Genomic DNA, 17,845 nt, shown 5'->3' with positions numbered 1-17,845 from the left:
TCCGAATGCAGGATGTCTCAACCGGCCGTGTTGGTCAGGAACTCTCGGATCGCCGCGGTGAGTTTCTCGGGCTGGTCTTCGGCCAGCAAGGTGTAGCTGTCGTCGATTTCGACGAGTCGCGCGTCGGGGAAGGCCTCGGCGAGGCGTCGTCCGTGATCGCGGGGCATCATGCGGTCCTCGGTGGCCCACACGACCAGCACCGGACCGGAGAACTGCGCCGCCTTCGCAGCGATCTCGAGCAGTTGTTGCTTGGGCGGAGCCGAGGGCGCGTACTTGGCGAGATCACGCCGGATGTTCCGGTCGACGGTGGCCGGGTGGAACCAGGCATCCATGACAGGTCCGGGTACCGGACGTTTGCTCATCCATCCCCAGGTGCCGGGTCCTCGTCGCCCGAATTTCGTGGCGAGCACCGCCATGAGCAGGCGCACCCCGCCGGGAATCCTGACCAGCGGCAGGAGCAGTTTGACCGGGCCGGGAGGGTAATTGTCGAATGCCTCGCACGCGGCGAGCACCAGTCGCGAGACCCGTTCGGGATTCGACACGGCGAGGAAGGCCTGGGCGCCGCCCCAATCGTTCTGGATCAGCGTGACGTCACGCAGATCGAGGGCCTCGAGGAACTCCCCGATGAGATGGCCCATTCCGACGAGGGTGAGGTCTGCCTCCGGACGCATCGGTATGCGGTGCGAGCCGAGAGGCCAGGTCGGCACGATGCATCGGTAGGTGCCGCGGAGTTGTTCGACGACGTGCCGCCACCCGGTGCCGTCCATCAGAAGGCCGTGAATGAACACGAGAACCGGTCCGTCGCCGCCGGTGTCCTCGTACTCGATCGTTCCTGCCGAAAGCTCGATGTCGAACACGCGATCCCCCTTCGCGTCGAGTGGTCGAGATATTTCCACAACTCCGCGCCGCGCGCCGCGATTTCACGCATCCGGCAGACTTATTCACCACGTGGACAGTGTTCAGCGTGGTGCCGGGCTCTGCGATACGCGTGTGGGGATCGGTCGATTACGACTCGACGGTGGGTGGGTACGGCCCTACCTCACCACGGTCGGCTGGTGGTGAGGTACTTCGCCATCTCCTGGCTCTGCGCGCGGTGCATGCGGCGGTGCTCCGCCCGCTCGTCACCGGACTCGTTGAGCTTGCGCTCCTCGTCGGATTCGGGCAGCACCGGCGGCACTTGCATGGGGCGACCGCCGTCGTCGACCGCGACGAAGGTGAGGAAGGCGGTGGCGGCGATGCGTCGCTCACCGCTGCGCAGATCCTCGGCGGTGACCTTGACGAAGACCTCCATCGAGCTGCGTCCGGTCCAGGTCACGAACGATTCGAGGCACACCGAATCGGACGGGCGAACGGGTTCGAGGAAGGCCACGGAGTCGGTCGACGCCGTCACAACCGACGCGCGACTGTGACGTGTCGCCGAGATCGACGCGGTCATGTCGATGTCGCTCATCAGCTTCCCGCCGAACAACGTGTTGTGGTCGTTGACGTCGTTGGGAAACACCCTGCTGGTCTTGACGACTCGTGATTCTCGGCAAGGTTTGGCCTGCACGCCGAAGGTCCTTTCGTAGATCGTGCTCGCGGCGGGATCTCCGTCGGATGCACCTCTACAAGCCTACGACTGCTGCGCGGAAATCGGCGCAGGCCTGGTGTGATACTCGACAATCCTGGTCAGCATCGCGGTGAGCTGTGCGCGTTCGGCTGCGTCGAGGGGAGCGAACGCCTCGTCCTGCGCCGCGGTGAGCATCCGGTCGAGATCGAACAGTCGTCGGCGCCCGCGCTGGGGGAGGGTGATGATGTTGCGTCGCCGATCGGTGGGGTCGGCGGCGCGTACGACGAAACGACGGTCGACGAGTGCGTCGACGGCGGCGGCGACGTCGCTGCGATCGAGGCCGCAGCGACGGGCGAGGTCGATCTGACTGGACGGACCGTATTCCTCGAGGGCGGCCAGGATCCGGTAGTGGTGACCGCGGGCATCGGCGGAGTCGAGGCGATCGAACACGACGCGATGCACGTGTCGCGCCGCCTGGGTCATCAGATAGCTCGGGAGGTGTCCGAGCCGATCGGGGCCGGCCGCGTCGTGGGTGGCGGACATGTGACCGAGTCTACGAGGACGGGCGCGCCGGATCGAGACCCCGTCACCGCCGACGATGGTCGGTGATCGGGGTGCGAGGCCCGCGCTTCGGAACCCGCGCGTACCCACCGGACTCCACGATCAATCGAACGGCCCGATAACGTTGCGGGCGTAGCGGTTCGAGATATTCGATCATGCCGGGGTCGTCGAGGGGACGGCCGAGCAGTGCCCATCCGACGACCTTCGCGAGGTGGTAGTCGCCGACGGAGAGCGCATCGGTGTCGCCGAACGCGCGCTGGGCGACCTCCGCGGCCGTCCACACGCCCACTCCCGGAACGACCCGCAGCTTCCGCCGGGCGTCGGCGGACGGTTCGTGGACGAGACGTTCGAGCGAGTCGGCGACCTGCGCGCACCGCACCACGGTGCGTGCGCGGCCGGGGTCGACGTTCGCCCGGTGGAACTCCCAGGACGGTACGGTCCGCCAGGTCTCCGCGGAGGGCGGCACGCGCATGCCCTCCGGGGCCGGGCCGGGCGCCGGATCGCCGAACCACGTGACGAGACGACGCCAGGACGCGAACGCCGCCACCCCGTGCACCCGCTGTTCCAGGACGGCCGGCACCAGGGATTCGAGCACCCGGCCCGTGCGGGTGATGCGCAGGGCGGGCATGCGTCGGTGCGCCTCGACGAGCAGGGGATGCTCGGGTACGAAGCCGGACGGGTCGTCGTCGGCGCCGAGCAGCGCCGGAAGCTGATCGCCCAGCTCGGATGCGCCCGGGCCCCACGCCAGGCACCGCGCACCGTGCGGGCCGTCCTGGGTGAGCCGATACGTCACGGCACCGGTGTCCATGCGGGAGGTGCGCCAGACGGCGCCTGCGACGACCCGATGACACGGATCCCACGGCCCACGCTGCAGCGGGCGCAGGGTGCGCACAACATCGACGGGCCACGGCACGCGCACGCGGGTGTCGAGAGGTGCTTCGTCCGCCACGCTCGCGATGCGACGGCCTCGCTCGTCGGACACGGTCACCGTCCTACCGTACTCCGGGGCGCTGGAGCCGACTTTCGTGGTGTCGGAGGGTGCGGCTATGGTCGGGCGCATGATCATCGTGAGCACCGACGGATCCTGCCTTCGCAATCCCGGTGGCGCCATCGGGTGGGCGTGGGTCAATCACGAGGGGCCCAGCGCGTCGGGCGGTGAGCGTTCGGGCACGAACCAGATCGCCGAGCTCCGGGCGGTGCTCGAGGCGCTGCGGGCGCATCCCGGCGCCGAGCCGATGATCATCGAATCCGATTCGCAGTACGCGATCAAGTGCGCCTCCGAATGGCTGCCCGGATGGAAGCGCAAGGGCTGGAAGACGGCCACCGGCGCGCCGGTGAAGAACCTCGAACTTGTGCGCGCCATCGACCGCGAGCTCACCGACCGCACCGGTCCGGTGCGGTTCCGCTGGGTGCGCGGGCACGTCGGCAACCACTTCAACGAGATGGCCGACACGCTCGCCGGCCAGGCCGCCCGCGAGATCGCGGCGAAGCCCGGACCGATCGAGGTGCCCAGCACGCCCGTGGTCGCGCACAAGCCGCCGAAGCGCGCCGACGACGCCGAACTGACCTTGTTCTGAGTCAGTAGTAGACGGCGAGGCGGCCGTTGGGTCCTTCGACGCACGTCACCGGAGTATCGAAGACGCGCGTCAAGGTCTCGTCCACCAAGATCTCTTCCGGGGTTCCGAACTCGACGACCTTGCCGTCCTTCATCGCGCAGATCCGGTCCGCGTAGTGGCCTGCGAAATTGATGTCGTGCAGCACGATGACGACCGTGCGCCCCAATTCGACGGCCACCTTGTGAAGATGCTTCATCATCTGGACCGAATGCTTCATGTCCAGGTTGTTCAGCGGTTCGTCCAGGAGGATGTAGTCGGTGTCCTGGCACAGCACCATGGCCACATAGGCTCGCTGGCGTTGTCCTCCGGACAGTTGGTCCAGGTAGCGGTGTTCGAGGTCGGTGAGGTCGAAGAACTCGATGGCGTTGCTGATGGCCTCCTCGTCCTTGCGGGTGAGTCGGCCCTTCGAGTGCGGGTATCGGCCGAACCCGACGAGTTGCCGCACCGTCAGGCGGGTGACGAAGTGGTTCTCCTGGCGGAGGATCGAGACGATCTTCGCGAGGTCCTTCGAGGCAGTGCTCGACACGTCGTAGCCGGCGATCTCGATGGTGCCGGCGTCGGCCCCGAGCAAGCGGCCCACGATGGTCAGCATCGTCGACTTGCCCGCACCGTTCGGTCCGACCAGGGCCGTGATGCCGCCTGCGGGAATGGTCAGATCGATCTCACCGATCGTGACCGTCTTGCTGTATTCCTTACGGAGACCCTTGATCTCGATCACAGTCTGCCCTTCCGAAGGATCACGTAGAGGAAGGCCGTGCCGCCGACGGCCTCGATGATGATGGACACGGCACCCTCTGCGTAGAAGATGTTCTTCAGAACGAAGTAGGCGCCCCCGAGGATGACGAACCCGGTCAGGATCGCCACCGGGAACACGAAGCGGTGATCGTGTGTGGTCGCGAACTGGTAGGCCAACGTCGCGACGAGGAAGCCGAGGAACGTCAGCGGGCCGACGAGCGCGGTGGTGGTGGCCATGAGGACCGACACGAGAAACAGTACGAGCATGATCTCTCGGCGGTGGTCCAGGCCGAGATTCGTGGTGACGTCCTTGCCCAGCGCAATGATGTTGAGTCTGCGGGAACGCCACCACAGTGTTCCTGCCGCCCCGATACAGAGCGGGATCGCCAGCGGTAGGTAGGAGGCATCCGCATTGGAGACCGACCCGAACAGCTTGGCGGTGAGGATGTCGAACTCGCTGGGGGTGAGCATGCGCTGCATGAAGGTCGCCACGGATCCGAGACCGCCACCCAGGACGATGCCGACGAGGAGCATCACCTGCATGTTCCCGTACTTGCCGGAGAGCAGCCATCCGTAGAGCATCAGCGAGAAGCCGACCATCAATACGACCATGAGTGCGAACTGCGGCACCCCCGTGAGCGCCGTGACTCCGACCGCGCCCAGGAAGAAGACGGCGGCGGTCTGGATCGCGACGTAGAGGGCCTCGAATCCCATGATCGACGGGGTGATGATGCGGTTGTTCGTCGCAGATTGGAACGAGACCGTCGCAACGGCCTGGCAGACGACGACGATCGCGATCACGACCAGGTTGGTCGCGCGCATCTGCGTGATCCGCCAGAAGCCTGCGGTCCCGAAGGGCATCGGATTGTCCCAGGTCACGATGCCCACGGCGATGACGACCGAGAGGAGCGTGAGAGTCCCCACGAGAATCCAGTAGCGGCGTAGCTGTCGCGCGGTCGCGAATGCGCCGGAGCCTGTGCGCTCGGCCCTTGTTGCCGTCGCGGCGGTCGGCGGAGCTGTGGGGATCGATGCCGTGGGGATCGATTCTGCCGGGGAGATCGACTCGGTGATGTCAGACATTGCGGCGACTCCGCAGAAGCATGGCGATGAAGACGACGGAGCCGATGACGCCGAGGATGAGTGATACCGGGATCTCGAACGGCATGATGATCGTCCGGCCGATCAGGTCGCAGACGGTCACGATGGCGATACCGAGCAGGCAGACCCAGGGGAGATTGCTGCGCAGATCGTCGCCGCGGAACATCGACACGATGTTGGGGACGATGAGCCCGAGGAAGGGAAGCGAACCGACCACGACGGTGACCACTCCGGTGGCAATCGCGATGAGGCCGGTTCCCAGCAGGATGATGCGGTTGTAGTTCAGGCCGACGTTGGTCGCGACGTCCTCACCGAGACCGGCGACGGTGAATCGGTCGGCGGCGATGAACACCAGGACCGCGACGACCGCGACGATCCAGAGAACCTCGTACTGGCCCTTGATGATCGACGTGAAACTCCCCGCGAACCAGATGCCCAGGCTCTGGAGTTTGTCGGTGGCGAGAGCGATGTAGGTGGTGATGGAGCCGACGACGGCGCCCAGCATGATGCCGACGATGGGCACGATCAGCGACGAGGACAGTTGCACTCGCCGGAGGAACAGGAAGAAGATCATCGTTCCGATGAAGGCCGCCACGACGGCGCCGATCATTCTGGGCAGAAGACCTGCGGTCGGGACGACGATCATCATGATCAGCAACCCCAATCCTGCCCACTCCGTCGTGCCGGTGGTCGTCGGTTCGACGAAGCGGTTCTGGGTGAGCAACTGCATGACGAGTCCGGACATCGCCATCGCAGCCCCGGCCAGCACCAGGGCGATCGTGCGAGGGACGCGGGTGATGTTGAACATCTCCCAGCCGAAGTCACCGCCGAAGATGTCGAACACCCCGGTGAACAGTGAGGCGATCAGCAGGGCGCCGACGCCGAGGAAACCCAGCAGCAGTTTCCGGTCGAAAAGTCTTTCCCGCGTTCGGGACGGTAGGGCTTGGGTCGTCATTTCGGCATCTCTGCTCCGGAAGCACGTCGGCCGTGGACCCGGCTCGCGGCCGAGTCCACGGCGGTCGACGCTGTGAATTCAGTACTTCGTTGCGCTCTGCGCGGAGGTCACTTGTTCTCTGCGGTCTGCGCGTTCTTCTCGAGCAGGTCCGCCAGGGAGTTGAAGAACTCCGTGTAGGTCTGGATGCTCTCGTTGGTGTAGGTGTCGGCGGGCAGGTAGATGATGTTGCCCTCCTGGACTGCCTTCACGTTCTGCAGTGCCTGCGAGTCGTTGATGACCGTGGTCGCCGGCACGTAGTCGGGGCCGCCACCGGTCGAGGTACCCGCGTCACGGTCCATGACGATGATCAGGCCCGGGTTGGATGCGGCGATAGCTTCGACGGAGATGTCATCACCCTGGTGGTTGTCGGTGCCTTCGGGAACCTCGAGAGCCGGGGTGAGGCCGAAGATGTCGAACATGGGGCCGATGGTGCGCCCGGTGCTCGGGGCGACGTAACCGATCTCGCCGCCGGAGACGATCAGACCCATCACCGACTGATCCGGAGAGTATGCGGCCTGGACGCGGGCAATCGACGCGTCCAACGCGTCGTTGAGTTCCTGTGCCTCCGCTTCCTTGGCGAAGATCTCACCGAGGACAGTGGTGCCGCGCTTGAGTTCCTCGGCGAAGTCCTCGCCGTCGCGCGGCGCGACCTCGACGATGGTGGCGTCCGGTGCGAGCTCCTCGAACTGCTCCCTGAACTGCGCGTAGCGCCCGCCGTTGATGATCAGATCCGGCTCGACCGCGACGACGGCTTCAAGATTGGGTTCACGATGCGATCCCAGATCGACGATGCTGTCGTCCTCGGTGTAGGAGATCGTCTTCGGCATCAGCGAGACCGCGCCTGCGGCGAGGGGAACGCCCCACGTATCGAGCGTCTCGAACGTGCCGTTGTCGGTGGCGACCACGGACTTGGGCGGCACGGTGACGGTCTGCGTACCGAAGTTGTCCTCGACCGTGACGGTGGCGGCGGCGGTGTCGGACGACTCGGTGGCCGGGTCGCTCGAGCATGCCGTCAGGGCGAGGGCAGCCAGGGTGCCGAGTACGGCACCTCGGTACAGGCGGGATGCGTTCATCGATGTTCCTTGGGTTCGATCACAGGGAATGGATAAGGCATTTAGGACACCCTATGTGATGGTTAGCTTAGCCTAACCTCGGGGAATGTCCGGTGCTGGGTCGGATGTCACCTGTGACCTGGTATTTTTCTGCCGGGTCCCCTCGGTCGGCGTCACTTCGGTACGGTCGCACCGTGAACGAAATCGAACAGGTAGCGCAGTTCCGGCGCCGTCACGGCGTCGACGACCTCATCGATGTTCACACCCACTTCATGCCCCGCCAGGTCATGGACAAGGTCTGGGCGTATTTCGACTCCGCAGGTCCGCTCGTCGGACGGCCCTGGCCGATCACCTACCGGCACGACGAGGAGGAACGCGTCGCGCGTCTCCGCGACTTCGGGGTGCACAGGTTCACCGCCATGCTGTACCCGCACAAGCCGGAGATGGCGGCGTGGCTCAACTCGTGGGCCGCCGACTTCGCGGCCCGGACCCCCGACTGCCTCCACACCGCCACCTTCTATCCGGAGGCCGAGGCGAAGAAGTACGTCGCGTCGGCGATCGAGGCGGGCGCGCGTGTGTTCAAATCCCACATCCAGGTCGGCGACTACTCGCCGCTCGACCCGCTCCTCGACGACGTGTGGGGCCTGCTCGAGGACTCGGGCGTGCCGATCGTCGTGCACTGCGGGTCGGGCCCGGCGCCCGGCACGTACACCGGTCCCGCCCCGATGCAGGAGCTCATGCGCCGGTACCCGCAGCTGACGGTGATCGTCGCGCACATGGGTCTGCCCGAGTACCGCGAGTTCCTCGACCTCGCCGAGCAATACGAGCGGGTGTATCTCGACACGACTATGGCGTTCACCGATTTCGTCGAGGAGGACACACCCTTCCCGGAAGATCAGCTTCCGCGTCTGGACGCATTACGACGGAAGATCTTGCTCGGCACGGATTTTCCGAACATCCCGTACAGCTACCTCCATCAGCTCGAGGTGCTCGAACGTGTCGCGCCCGACAGCGAGTGGATCCGCGCGGTGTGCCGCGAGAATGCCACGTCGCTGTTCGGGCTGGACGGGTGACCGGTGTGCTCGCCGATCAGACGGTGATCGAGCGTCGGATGATCTTGCCGGTCGCGTTGCGGGGGAGTAGATCCCGCGTGATCCGCCAAACTGTGGGCACCTTGTAGTAGGCCAGTCGCTCGGCGCAGAAGGCTCGCAACTCGTCCTCGGTGATCGCGCTGCCGGGTCGCAGCACGACGACGGCCGCGACCTCCTGCCCCAGATCCTCGTGGTCCACGCCGATCACGGCGCTCTCGACGACGTCGGGGTGCTCGTCGAGGCGCTGTTCGATCTCCGTCGGATAGACGTTCTCGCCGCCGCGCAGGATGAGATCGGACCGGCGACCCGTGAGCCGCAGGCGTCCGTTCTCGATCGTGCCGTAGTCCCCGGTGCGCAACCACCCGTCGGAGGTGATCGAGGCATCGGTGGCCTCCGGATCCTCCCAGTACCCGAGCATCACGTACGGGCTGCGAACACACACCTCGCCCTCGTCGCCGTCGGGCACCCGTTCGCCGAACGGATCACGGATCTCCAGGCTCACCGTGATGATGGGACTGCCGAGGGTGCCCGGGAACGCCTCGAGTTCGGGGGCCGTGGCGACGGCGACGGCGGTGCTGCACTCGGTCAGCCCGTAGCTGTCCACGAGCGCCTGTCCGGCGAAGGGGAACTTCTCGCGCAGCCGCTGCTTCAATGCAGGGGAAGACGGCGCCGACGCGAGAGCGAACGCGGTGAGCGACGACAGGTCGTACCGGTCGGGATCCTCGTGTTCGAGCATGCGGGCGGCCATGGTCGGCACCGCACCCCAGTTGGTCACCTTCTCCTGCTCGATGAGCGCGAACACCTTGTCGACGTCGAAGGCACCCTGCGTCATGACGACGGCACTGCCCGTCGCCAGTCGCGGAATCGCGAGATTGTGGAGGCTCGCGATGTGGAAGAGCGGTGACGCCAACAGGTATCGGTTGTCGCTGGGCACCGAATCGTCGTAAGAGCGTTGGTGCATCGCCGCCACCAGCGCATCCGAGTAGCGGTGGTAATCGACCACCGCGAGCACGTTGCGGTGAGAGTGCAGCGCACCCTTGGGATGACCGCTCGTCCCGCTGGTGAACAGGATGACCGCGGGATCGTCCTCGTCCACATCCGCGGACGGCAGTTCCGAGCCGGACCTCTCGGCCACGATCCGCGGCACGTCGTCCTCGATCGTGAGCAGTTCGAATCCCGAGACGTCGGCTCTGGCGAGCAGTTCGGCGCGCCGGGCGTCGGCGACGATCACCCTGGGTGCGGTGAGATCGACCCCGTAGGTGATCTCGGTCGGAGTCCACCACGAGTTGAGACCGACGGTGATCGCGCCGAGGCACTGGGTGGCCCAGAAGGTGACGACCCATTCGGGTGAATTGGCGGCCAGCACGGCCACACGATCGCCCTTGCGCACGCCGTAGTCGTCGCGCAGCGCGGTGGCGAGGGCGGCGACGGCATCGGCGTGTTCGGCGAACGAGATGCGGCGATCTGCGGTGACGAGATAGTCGCGGTCGCCCCACTGCCGGGACGCGGCGACGAGATCACCGATCCGGCGATCGCGGTTGCGCATCACAGGCATGCGGTTGCCGCGGACCTCCTCCTCGACGATCTCGAATCTGCCACCCGGGCCGGTGAGCCGGGAGACGACCGTGTGCATCATCTGCTGCAGATCTACTGGTGCTGCCAAGGATTCGCCTTTCGGGGGACCGCACGGTGCATGTGCGGAGCAGGGCGTACACAGGGTTTACGAAGCTCGGTCGCGCTGACGGTCTGCACACCATGCACCGACCCGTGCCTGCCGCCCCAGCATCGTCCCGATCAGTGGGAACCATCCGTGTGCCGCGTCCCCTGCGGCCTACCGTCCGGTTTGTGCGACCTGCTTCCGGGCGCTCGTCGTCGTGTCCCGATCCCAACGGAAAGGGCGACGGCCCACCCCGAAAAGGGATGGGCCGTCGCTTGTTTCGATCCTTCGGGTCAGCTGCCCGCAGCCTCGAGGCCGGTGGTGATGTCGGCGAGGATGTCGTCGATGTTCTCGATGCCCACGGCGAGTCGCACGAGACCCGGCGTGACACCCGCGGCGATCTGCTCCTCGCCGGTGAGCTGTGAGTGGGTCGTCGACGCGGGGTGGATGACCAGCGAGCGGACGTCGCCGATGTTCGCGACGTGGCTGTGCAGGGTCAGCGCGTTGACGAAGCGCTTGCCGGCGTCGATGCCGCCGGAGAGCTCGAACACCACGATCGCACCGGCGCCGCGCGGGGTGAGCTGCTGGGCGCGGTCGTACCACGGCGAGGACTTCAGGCCGGCGTAGGCGACGGAGGTGACCTCCGGGCGTCCCTCGAGGAACTCGGCGACCTTCTGTGCGTTCTCCACATGCCGCTCGATGCGCAGGCTCAGCGTCTCGAGGCCCTGCGAGATGAGGAAGGCGTTGAACGGGGAGACCGCTGCGCCCATGTCGCGCAACAGCTGCACGCGCGCCTTGAGCGCGTAGGCAGGCGCGCCGAGGTCGGCGAAGACAACACCGTGGTAGCTCGGGTCCGGGGTGGTGAAACCGGCGTGGCGGCCCTGCGTCCAGTCGAACGTGCCGCCGTCGACGATGACACCGGCGATGGCCGTGCCGTGACCGCCGAGGTACTTGGTGGCCGAGTGCACGACGATGTCGGCGCCGTGCTCGAGCGGGCGGAGCAGGTAGGGGGTGGCGACCGTGTTGTCGACGATCAGCGGCAGCCCGTTCTCGTGGGCGACACCCGAGATGCCGGGCAGGTCGAGGATGTGGTTCTTCGGGTTGGCGATCGTCTCGCCGAAGAACGCGCGGGTGTTGTCGCGGATGGCCTCGCGCCACTGGTCGAGGTTGTCGGGATCCTCGACGAAAGTGACCTCGATGCCGAGCTTGGGCAGGGTGTAGTGGAACAGGTTGTAGGTGCCGCCGTAGAGATACGGGCTCGACACGATGTGGTCGCCGGCCTGCGCCAGGTTGAGGATCGAGAAGGTCTCGGCTGCCTGTCCGGACGCGAGCAGGAGGGCGGCGACGCCACCTTCGAGGGCGGCGATGCGCTGCTCGACCGCGTCCTGCGTCGGGTTCATGATGCGGGTGTAGATGTTGCCCGGCTCGGCGAGACCGAACAGCGCCGCGGCGTGATCGGTGTTGTCGAAGGTGTAGCTGGTGGTCTGGTAGATGGGCAGGGCCCGGGCCTTCGTGTCGCCACCGGCGGGCTGGCCCACGTGGATCTGCTTGGTCTCGAAGCTCCAGTTCGCGCTGGGATCGGTTGTTTCAGGGGTGGTGTCGCTCATGGCTCTGCTCCGGGTTCGGGATGTGTTCTGATCGTCGACATGCTGACCTTCGGACCCCGGACACGACGCCGTCGGGCAGCATCGAGGGGGCGGGAACGGGTGCGGCGGTCAGCGGGCCCGGCACCCGCGGATACACGACAGGGGGGCACGACGGTGCGGCGACCGGCTCGCGCGCTCGTACGTCTTGCTCACGGTCCCGACAATAACCTGTCCGCACGATTCCGACCAGACTCATAGGAATTCACTCTCGTCGGGAAACCGACTCCGGAGTACCTACAGTCTGTGTGTACCCCTTCCGGTGTGACCGCTGTTACTGCTAACGTTCTGGAACAGATTCCAGTTTCATGAGGCGCGCAGGGTCGTGGCCAGGACTTATGGAGGTGCAGTTGACCGCCGTCGACTCCGCGCTCGAGCCCGTCGGAACCTCGTCGAAGCGAGAACTTCCGCCATCGATGGTCGATCGGATGACCCTCATCCTGGAGGCGTTCGACAGCCGCGGCGCACTCACTCTCGAAGAGGTCACCTGTCGTTCCGGGTTGCCCCGTTCGACCGTGCACCGCATCCTCGACCACCTCGTGCGTCGCGACTGGATCGAGCACGCATCCTTCGGCTACTGCCTCGGCCCGCGAGCCCTCGGTCTCGGTGGCAGCGACACGGGCCACCGCCGTATCCGGGAGGCCGCTGCGCCGCATCTCCACGACCTGGCGATGCAGACCGGTGCCGTCGTCCACCTGACGGTCCTCGAGGGCAACGAGGTGCTCTACCTCGACAAGGTCGGTGGGCAGCTCGCGTCGAGCGTGCCGTCGCGGGTCGGCGGGCGGTTCCCCGCCTACGCCACCGCGGCCGGCAAGTCCATCCTCGCGTGGCTCGAGCCCGAACGCATCGACGCGCTGTACGGCAAGCAGCTCGTGCCGTGCACCGAGCGCACCGTCCGCGATCACGTCGCACTGCACCAGGAGCTCAACCGCATTCGCAAGCGTCGTGGCGTCGCGTTCGAGCGTGAGGAGGCCGCACGCGGCATCGGATGCGTGGGTGTCGCGCTCCGCGGCGTCGACGGCCCGGTTGCCGCCCTGTCGCTGGCAGCGGACGCCCGGTCGACCCGCCTGGAATGGGTGGCACCGATCGTCGCCGACACCGCTCGGAAGATCACGCGCACGCTGTTCCCGGAGCAGGACCGCGACGACAACCTGCAGGCCACCGAGAAGGTGGGCTGACGCCCTTCGGCTTTCGCCACGAACGACTGTGCGCAGTTCTCGTCGGAAATCCCCTCGGGGATCGACGAGAACTGCGCACAGTTCGTTATGCGGCCGATAGGCCGTGTCAGAGCAGGTGGACCTTCTTGTAGAGGATCTTCGACGGTCCGCCGATGAGGCCGACGTTGTCGAGGAAGGTCATCAACTTCGCGCCGGACTTGCGCACACGATCGTGATAGTGCTTGTTGCCCTTTGCCTCTCGCAGAGCGCGCTCGCGATCGAGGCCCGCCTTGGCGTAGACGTCGGGGTGGATCATGCTCTTGACGACGAAGAACACCACGAACGCGGTGCTGAAGCGCTCGATCGCCAGACGTGCGCGGCTCGCACCGGCGAGTCGGCGCGCGACCTCCTCGCGCGCGAAGCGGATGTGCCGGGCCTCCTCGAGGACGTGGATCTTCGACACCGCGCGGGTGACGGGCTGGACCCGCTCGTCGCGCATGAAGTCGCGCTGCATCATGTCGAGGATCTCCTCGGCCGCCATCACTGCCGCATAGGCGTTGGCGCCCTTGAAGAACCGGCCCCACAGGCGGCCGAGCCGATGGATGTAGCGGGGCGGGCCGTAGCCGGGCATGTTCAGCCGTTCGCCGGCGCGCGCGAACATCACCGAGTGGCGGCACTCGTCGGCCACCTCGGTGAGCGCGAACTGGACGTGGCGCGAATGCTTGTCGCGGTCGTAGACGTCGCGCAGGAGCATCTGCATGAGCAGGATCTCGAACCACAGGCCGACGCTCGAGACACTCGCGGCCTCGTGCTTGGTCAGTTCGATGCGCTGTTCCTCGGTGAGTTCGTCCCACAGCGCGGTGCCGTAGAGCGTGCTCCATTCGGGGGTCATGCCGAACTTGTCGTCGGGGACGGGGGCCTCCCAGTCCACCTCGACGACCGGGTCGTACGACTTGCGTGCGGACGAGGCGAGCAGTCGTCCGGCGGTTTCCTCGCGATCGGACAGTGCGACGCCGGGAATGAAGCCCTTGCTGGTCTCGCGGGTGAGCGATGCGGTCATGTCTCCACCTTTTAGTGTGACGACTGGTAACTGTTATCCAGGTTAGCGTGATCGTGCGCACAGCACAATGCCCGCAACCTGCGTCGCGGGCATCGGGAAGGAAGGAAGAGGGGAGGGCTACGAGCGCCGGGGTGCCCAGAAGGCGGAGATCACCGCTCCGACCAGGAGGATCGCGGCGACCGCCCACGAGGCCTGCTGCAAGCCGTCGAGGAAGGCGTTCTGTGCGAGTTCGGCGAGTTGCTCGCCCTGCGGGCCTGCTTGCTCGGCGACCTGTATCGCGGCGGCGAGCGAGTCCTGCACGGCGGACCGGGCCGGCTCGGGGATCATCGGCGCCACCGGATCGATGCCGTGCCCGTAGGCCGCGGCGAGGACGCTGCCCGTGATCGCGACACCGATCGCCGCACCGATCTCGCGGGTCGCGTCGTTGACCGCCGACGCCACGCCCAACTGGTCCTCAGGGGTGTTGGTGACGATCGCGTGGGTCGCGGGAGCGGTACAGATACCGACGCCGACACCCGCGATGCTCAACGCGAACGCCACCTCGACGTAGGTGGAGTCGGCGTCGAGCAGGCCCATGAGGATCAGTGCGACGCCGATCAGCGCCAAGCCGACGCTGAGCAGGATGCGGATGCCCACCCGCGCCAGCAGCGCGGGCACGGCGAGCGACAGGCCCATGACGACGAGGAAGATCGGCGTCAGTGCCAGGGAGGCCCGCAGCGGCGAGTAGCCCAGCACGAGCTGCAGGTACTGCACGATGAGGAAGAACAGACCGAAACCCGCGAGATACTGGAACGACAACCCGGCCGCGCCCACACCGAACGCCCGCTGGCGGAACAACCGCACGTCCAGCAGCGGCGCCTTCGACCGGAGTTCCACGAGCACGAATCCGGCTGCCGCCGCCAAGCCTGCGATCATCGATCCGAGCGTCACCACGTCGGTCCATCCGCGATGCGGACCCTCCATCACGCCGAGCACGAACAGGCCCACGGCGAGGACCACGAGGATGCCGCCCCCGAAGTCGAACGGCAACGGCTGCGTCGAGCGCGACGAGTCGATGGTGAACGACAGAGCGACCAGCAGGAGCGCGATGGCGGCGGAACCTCCGAAGATCACCCGCCACGACGCGTATTCGAGCACCAACCCCGACAGGATCATGCCGAGCACGGCTCCCGAGCCGGCCACGCCGGCCCAGATACCGATGACACGTGCCCGATGCGCCTCGACGAAACCCGCGGTGATCAGCGACAACGTCGACGGCATGACCAGCGACGCACCGACACCCGCGACCGCGCGTGCACCGATGATCCACAACGGTGCATCGGCGACCAGCGGCAACAGCGAACCGGCGGCGAAGACGATCAGGCCGACGATCATGACGCCGCGGCGACCGAGTCGATCGCCCAGTGCACCGGCCGGGAGGAGCAGTGCCGCCAGCGCGAGGGTGTAACCGTCGACGATCCACGTCAGCTGGGCCTGCGTCGCGCCGGTCTCCACCGCGATATCGGGCAGTGCCGTGTTGAGCGAGGCCATCGTTGCGATGACCACGGCGACAGCCGAGCACGCGACGGCGAGCAACCGGATCTGGGCTCGCGTCATGCGAGGGGGTGCGGTGGTCGCGGTGCTGTCTGACACGGGAGCCTTCCGGACGGAGGGGAATGCCGGGACCAGAAACGAGACTGTCGGTATCGTAACTGAACCGTCGGTCTCACACATGCTTCGCTCTCAGCGACTACAACTGGAAGCGTGAGCGTCGAACCCGAAGCAGAGCCCCGCCGCGACGTCGAGACCCGGCCCGCCTCACCGCGCGACGAGGATCCGCGCCGCGTGCGTTCGCGCGCCCGACTGCTCGACGCCGCCACCGCACTCCTTGCGACCGGTGGGGCCGACGCCGTGACGATCGATGCGGTCACCGCCTCTGCCGGCGTCGCGCGGGCCACCCTCTACCGGCACTTCGCGAACGGAACCGAGCTGGTCGCGGCGGCCTTCGCGCGGCTCCTTCCACCGGCGCCCCCGGTCCCGGAAGACGGCGATCTCCGCAGCCGCCTCGTCGAATTGCTCGCCGCACAGGCACGCATCATCGAGGAGGCGCCCATCCCGTTGACGGCGATGTGCTGGATGGGACTCGGGCCGGGCCTCGGCGAACTCCCGAAGGAACCGGGGCGCAGCGAGCGGCCCGAACTGCAGTCGCTGCGCGAGATCCTCGTCGACCGCTACCGGTCGTCGTTCGACCGTGTGCTCGCCACCTCGGAGGCCCGCCGCGAACTCGGCGACTTCGACTACGACCTGGTGCTGGTCCAGTTGCTCGGACCGATCGTCTTCAACCGCCTCGCGACGCTCGCGCCCATCGACCGACGCGCGTGCGAGCACATCGTCGACGACTTCATCGCGGCGCGCAGAGCCCGCCGGACGGATCGTTAGGACAGGCCGGTCACAGACCCATGTCCTCGTCGCCGAGACCATCCGCGCCCACGGCCGCCTTCTTCTCCTCGCGCGGACGACGCAGGACGTACAGCCGCGAATGCTGGAAGTCCCGCAGCCGCAGCGTGCGCACCGTCTGGAAGCGGAACTCCTCGCAGTCGGAGAGAGCGTCGGCGAGGTTCTCGTCGACGAGGATCGTGCCCGGCCGCGCCGCGCCGGTGAGACGGGCCGCGATGTTGACGACCGAACCGAACAGGTCGCCGAAGCGTGGCAACGCCTGACCCCACGCCAGCCCGATCCGCAGGTCCGGATAGTCCTTCTGGGACCCGAACGAATCCTGCAGTTCGAGGGCGATCCGTGCGGCGTCGACCGGACGTTCGGCCGCGAACATCACCTCGTCGCCGACGGTCTTGATCACCCAGCCGTTGTGCCGGGCGATGACGTCGGAGACCTCCGATTCGAAGTAGTCGAGCAGCTCGCTCAGCGCGGCCGCATCGATCTGCCGGGTCAGCCGCGTGTAGCCGACCATGTCGGCGAAACCGACGACCAACTCGTGGAGCTCCCCGGAATCCTGCGGGCGCGCGGCGGCCCGGGCGGTCGTGGCCACCAGGTGCCGACGCCACATGTGGCTCTGGAGGCTCACTGCGAGTTCGGTCGTGCGATCGACGATGTGGTCGATCAGCGCGCGGATCTCCTCTTCCTGCGGGGGAGTCTCCGCTTTCTCGTAGGCGGAGGCCAACTGGGTGAAGACGTGGGTGTTGAGCAGATTCAGTTGCCACTCGGTCAGCCGCGACATCGACTGTCCGATCGACCGGGCTGCGGGCACTTCGAGGCTTTCGTCGATCGCGCCGCTCGCGATGATGGCGGCCGTCGCACGCAGGGCCTCGACGTCGCCGTCGGTGAACATCACGACGTCGGGATCGGGATCGACGGTCAGACCGAGCGCCTGCCACAGCCGGCGCACCCGCGCAGGTGCGAGCCCGCACAACTCGGCCACCTCGTTCAGGGTGTAGCGAAGAGGACCACCGAGCAGCGCGTTCTCCAGCTGTGACTGGATCACGGACAGCACGTCGGTTCCTGATGCAGGTGCCGGATCGGACGGGGTCACTCCTCCATCCTTACCGTGCCCGGGGCCCATGTGCGCGGCAGGTCGTATCGAACAGGTGTACAGGCGTGTCGTACGGATGTGCGACAGTGACCGTCATCGAAGCCCT

17 protein-coding genes are annotated in these 17,845 nt (G+C 66.7%); 4 read left to right on the top strand and 13 right to left on the bottom strand.

Annotated elements, in window-relative coordinates; all coding sequences use genetic code 11:
- Positions 1–17: 17 nt before the first annotated feature.
- The 4 genes from U9J23_RS21805 to U9J23_RS21790 all read right to left on the bottom strand — a co-directional run bounded on the left by U9J23_RS21805 (position 18) and on the right by U9J23_RS21790 (position 3,098).
- Complete coding sequence (locus U9J23_RS21805; RefSeq protein WP_272265797.1) at positions 18–857, bottom strand: alpha/beta fold hydrolase; 840 nt, start codon at positions 855–857, stop codon at positions 18–20.
- 182 nt (positions 858–1,039) lie between these two features.
- The gene (locus U9J23_RS21800; RefSeq protein WP_016692483.1) at positions 1,040–1,501 is read right to left on the bottom strand and encodes an acyl-CoA thioesterase; all 462 of its coding nucleotides are present in this window, start codon (positions 1,499–1,501) and stop codon (positions 1,040–1,042) included.
- 111 nt (positions 1,502–1,612) lie between these two features.
- Positions 1,613–2,092 (bottom strand): MarR family winged helix-turn-helix transcriptional regulator, encoded by a 480-nt coding sequence (locus U9J23_RS21795; protein ID WP_060650103.1) that lies wholly within the window; start codon positions 2,090–2,092, stop codon positions 1,613–1,615.
- A 43-nt stretch (positions 2,093–2,135) separates the two neighbouring features.
- Positions 2,136–3,098 carry a DNA-3-methyladenine glycosylase family protein gene (locus U9J23_RS21790; protein WP_088898682.1) on the bottom strand — a complete coding sequence of 321 codons (963 nt, stop codon included), beginning with the start codon at positions 3,096–3,098 and terminating at the stop codon, positions 2,136–2,138.
- A 70-nt stretch (positions 3,099–3,168) separates the two neighbouring features.
- On the opposite strand from U9J23_RS21790, the gene U9J23_RS21785 reads away from it, so the two are divergent.
- On the top strand, positions 3,169–3,687 hold the full coding sequence (locus tag U9J23_RS21785; RefSeq protein ID WP_026061190.1) for a ribonuclease H family protein: 519 nt from the start codon (positions 3,169–3,171) through the stop codon (positions 3,685–3,687).
- Position 3,688: 1 nt separating this feature from the next.
- On the opposite strand, the gene U9J23_RS21780 is transcribed toward U9J23_RS21785, so the two are convergent.
- From U9J23_RS21780 to U9J23_RS21765, 4 genes are all read right to left on the bottom strand, one after another.
- Positions 3,689–4,444: an iron ABC transporter ATP-binding protein gene (locus U9J23_RS21780; protein ID WP_024102168.1), complete on the bottom strand. Its 756-nt coding sequence runs from the start codon at positions 4,442–4,444 to the stop codon at positions 3,689–3,691.
- A complete protein-coding gene (locus U9J23_RS21775; protein WP_085470121.1) occupies positions 4,441–5,541 on the bottom strand; it encodes an iron chelate uptake ABC transporter family permease subunit in 1,101 nt (366 codons plus the stop codon). Before U9J23_RS21775 ends, U9J23_RS21780 begins: the two co-directional genes overlap by 4 nt.
- Positions 5,534–6,514, bottom strand: coding sequence for an ABC transporter permease (locus tag U9J23_RS21770; protein WP_085470122.1), 981 nt, complete (start codon positions 6,512–6,514; stop codon positions 5,534–5,536). The genes U9J23_RS21775 and U9J23_RS21770 overlap by 8 nt, the downstream gene beginning before the upstream one ends.
- 107 nt (positions 6,515–6,621) lie before the next feature.
- Positions 6,622–7,626, bottom strand: coding sequence for a siderophore ABC transporter substrate-binding protein (locus tag U9J23_RS21765; protein WP_024102165.1), 1,005 nt, complete (start codon positions 7,624–7,626; stop codon positions 6,622–6,624).
- Between the two features lie 173 nt (positions 7,627–7,799).
- Between U9J23_RS21765 and U9J23_RS21760 the strand changes: the two genes are divergently transcribed.
- A complete protein-coding gene (locus tag U9J23_RS21760) occupies positions 7,800–8,678 on the top strand; it encodes an amidohydrolase family protein (RefSeq protein ID WP_088898683.1) in 879 nt (292 codons plus the stop codon).
- Between the two features lie 16 nt (positions 8,679–8,694).
- Here the strand turns inward: U9J23_RS21760 and U9J23_RS21755 are convergent, their stop codons facing one another.
- Both U9J23_RS21755 and U9J23_RS21750 read right to left on the bottom strand, forming a co-directional pair.
- Positions 8,695–10,332, bottom strand: a complete 1,638-nt coding sequence (locus tag U9J23_RS21755) for a class I adenylate-forming enzyme family protein (RefSeq protein WP_272266130.1) — start codon at positions 10,330–10,332, stop codon at positions 8,695–8,697.
- Positions 10,333–10,646: 314 nt separating this feature from the next.
- On the bottom strand, positions 10,647–11,960 hold the full coding sequence (locus U9J23_RS21750; protein WP_059382847.1) for a bifunctional o-acetylhomoserine/o-acetylserine sulfhydrylase: 1,314 nt from the start codon (positions 11,958–11,960) through the stop codon (positions 10,647–10,649).
- A 374-nt stretch (positions 11,961–12,334) separates the two neighbouring features.
- Between U9J23_RS21750 and U9J23_RS21745 the strand changes: the two genes are divergently transcribed.
- Entirely contained in the window at positions 12,335–13,174 is an 840-nt protein-coding gene (locus tag U9J23_RS21745) for an IclR family transcriptional regulator (protein ID WP_106201126.1), read from the top strand.
- A 106-nt stretch (positions 13,175–13,280) separates the two neighbouring features.
- Here the strand turns inward: U9J23_RS21745 and U9J23_RS21740 are convergent, their stop codons facing one another.
- Together U9J23_RS21740 and U9J23_RS21735 are read right to left on the bottom strand one after the other, a co-directional pair.
- A complete protein-coding gene (locus tag U9J23_RS21740; protein ID WP_230825025.1) occupies positions 13,281–14,213 on the bottom strand; it encodes an AurF N-oxygenase family protein in 933 nt (310 codons plus the stop codon).
- 117 nt (positions 14,214–14,330) lie between these two features.
- The gene (locus tag U9J23_RS21735) at positions 14,331–15,809 is read right to left on the bottom strand and encodes an MFS transporter (RefSeq protein ID WP_085470132.1); all 1,479 of its coding nucleotides are present in this window, start codon (positions 15,807–15,809) and stop codon (positions 14,331–14,333) included.
- A gap of 147 nt (positions 15,810–15,956) precedes the next feature.
- Here U9J23_RS21735 and U9J23_RS21730 point away from each other — a divergent pair, with 147 nt between their 5' ends.
- Positions 15,957–16,631: a TetR/AcrR family transcriptional regulator gene (locus U9J23_RS21730; protein WP_372462901.1), complete on the top strand. Its 675-nt coding sequence runs from the start codon at positions 15,957–15,959 to the stop codon at positions 16,629–16,631.
- Between the two features lie 10 nt (positions 16,632–16,641).
- Here U9J23_RS21730 and U9J23_RS21725 read toward each other — a convergent pair whose 3' ends face one another.
- Positions 16,642–17,739: an adenylate/guanylate cyclase domain-containing protein gene (locus U9J23_RS21725; RefSeq protein WP_059382864.1), complete on the bottom strand. Its 1,098-nt coding sequence runs from the start codon at positions 17,737–17,739 to the stop codon at positions 16,642–16,644.
- Positions 17,740–17,845 lie beyond the last annotated feature (106 nt).

This window comes from Rhodococcus sp. PD04 (genome assembly GCF_035918275.1).
GTDB classification, from domain to species: Bacteria; Actinomycetota; Actinomycetes; order Mycobacteriales; family Mycobacteriaceae; genus Rhodococcus; species Rhodococcus rhodochrous.
Note: the sequence above shows the minus strand (reverse complement) of the source record. Positions and strands in the feature narration are given on the sequence as shown.

Coding starts and splice junctions, on each gene's coding strand:
- U9J23_RS21795 (WP_060650103.1), bottom strand. CDS start 2,092: ATGTCCGCCACCCACGACGCGGCCGGCCCCGATCGGCTCGGACACCTC.
- U9J23_RS21785 (WP_026061190.1), top strand. CDS start 3,169: ATGATCATCGTGAGCACCGACGGATCCTGCCTTCGCAATCCCGGTGGC.
- U9J23_RS21775 (WP_085470121.1), bottom strand. CDS start 5,541: ATGTCTGACATCACCGAGTCGATCTCCCCGGCAGAATCGATCCCCACG.
- U9J23_RS21770 (WP_085470122.1), bottom strand. CDS start 6,514: ATGACGACCCAAGCCCTACCGTCCCGAACGCGGGAAAGACTTTTCGAC.
- U9J23_RS21765 (WP_024102165.1), bottom strand. CDS start 7,626: ATGAACGCATCCCGCCTGTACCGAGGTGCCGTACTCGGCACCCTGGCT.
- U9J23_RS21755 (WP_272266130.1), bottom strand. CDS start 10,332: ATGATGCACACGGTCGTCTCCCGGCTCACCGGCCCGGGTGGCAGATTC.
- U9J23_RS21750 (WP_059382847.1), bottom strand. CDS start 11,960: ATGAGCGACACCACCCCTGAAACAACCGATCCCAGCGCGAACTGGAGC.
- U9J23_RS21745 (WP_106201126.1), top strand. CDS start 12,335: ATGGAGGTGCAGTTGACCGCCGTCGACTCCGCGCTCGAGCCCGTCGGA.
- U9J23_RS21740 (WP_230825025.1), bottom strand. CDS start 14,213: ATGACCGCATCGCTCACCCGCGAGACCAGCAAGGGCTTCATTCCCGGC.
- U9J23_RS21735 (WP_085470132.1), bottom strand. CDS start 15,809: ATGACGCGAGCCCAGATCCGGTTGCTCGCCGTCGCGTGCTCGGCTGTC.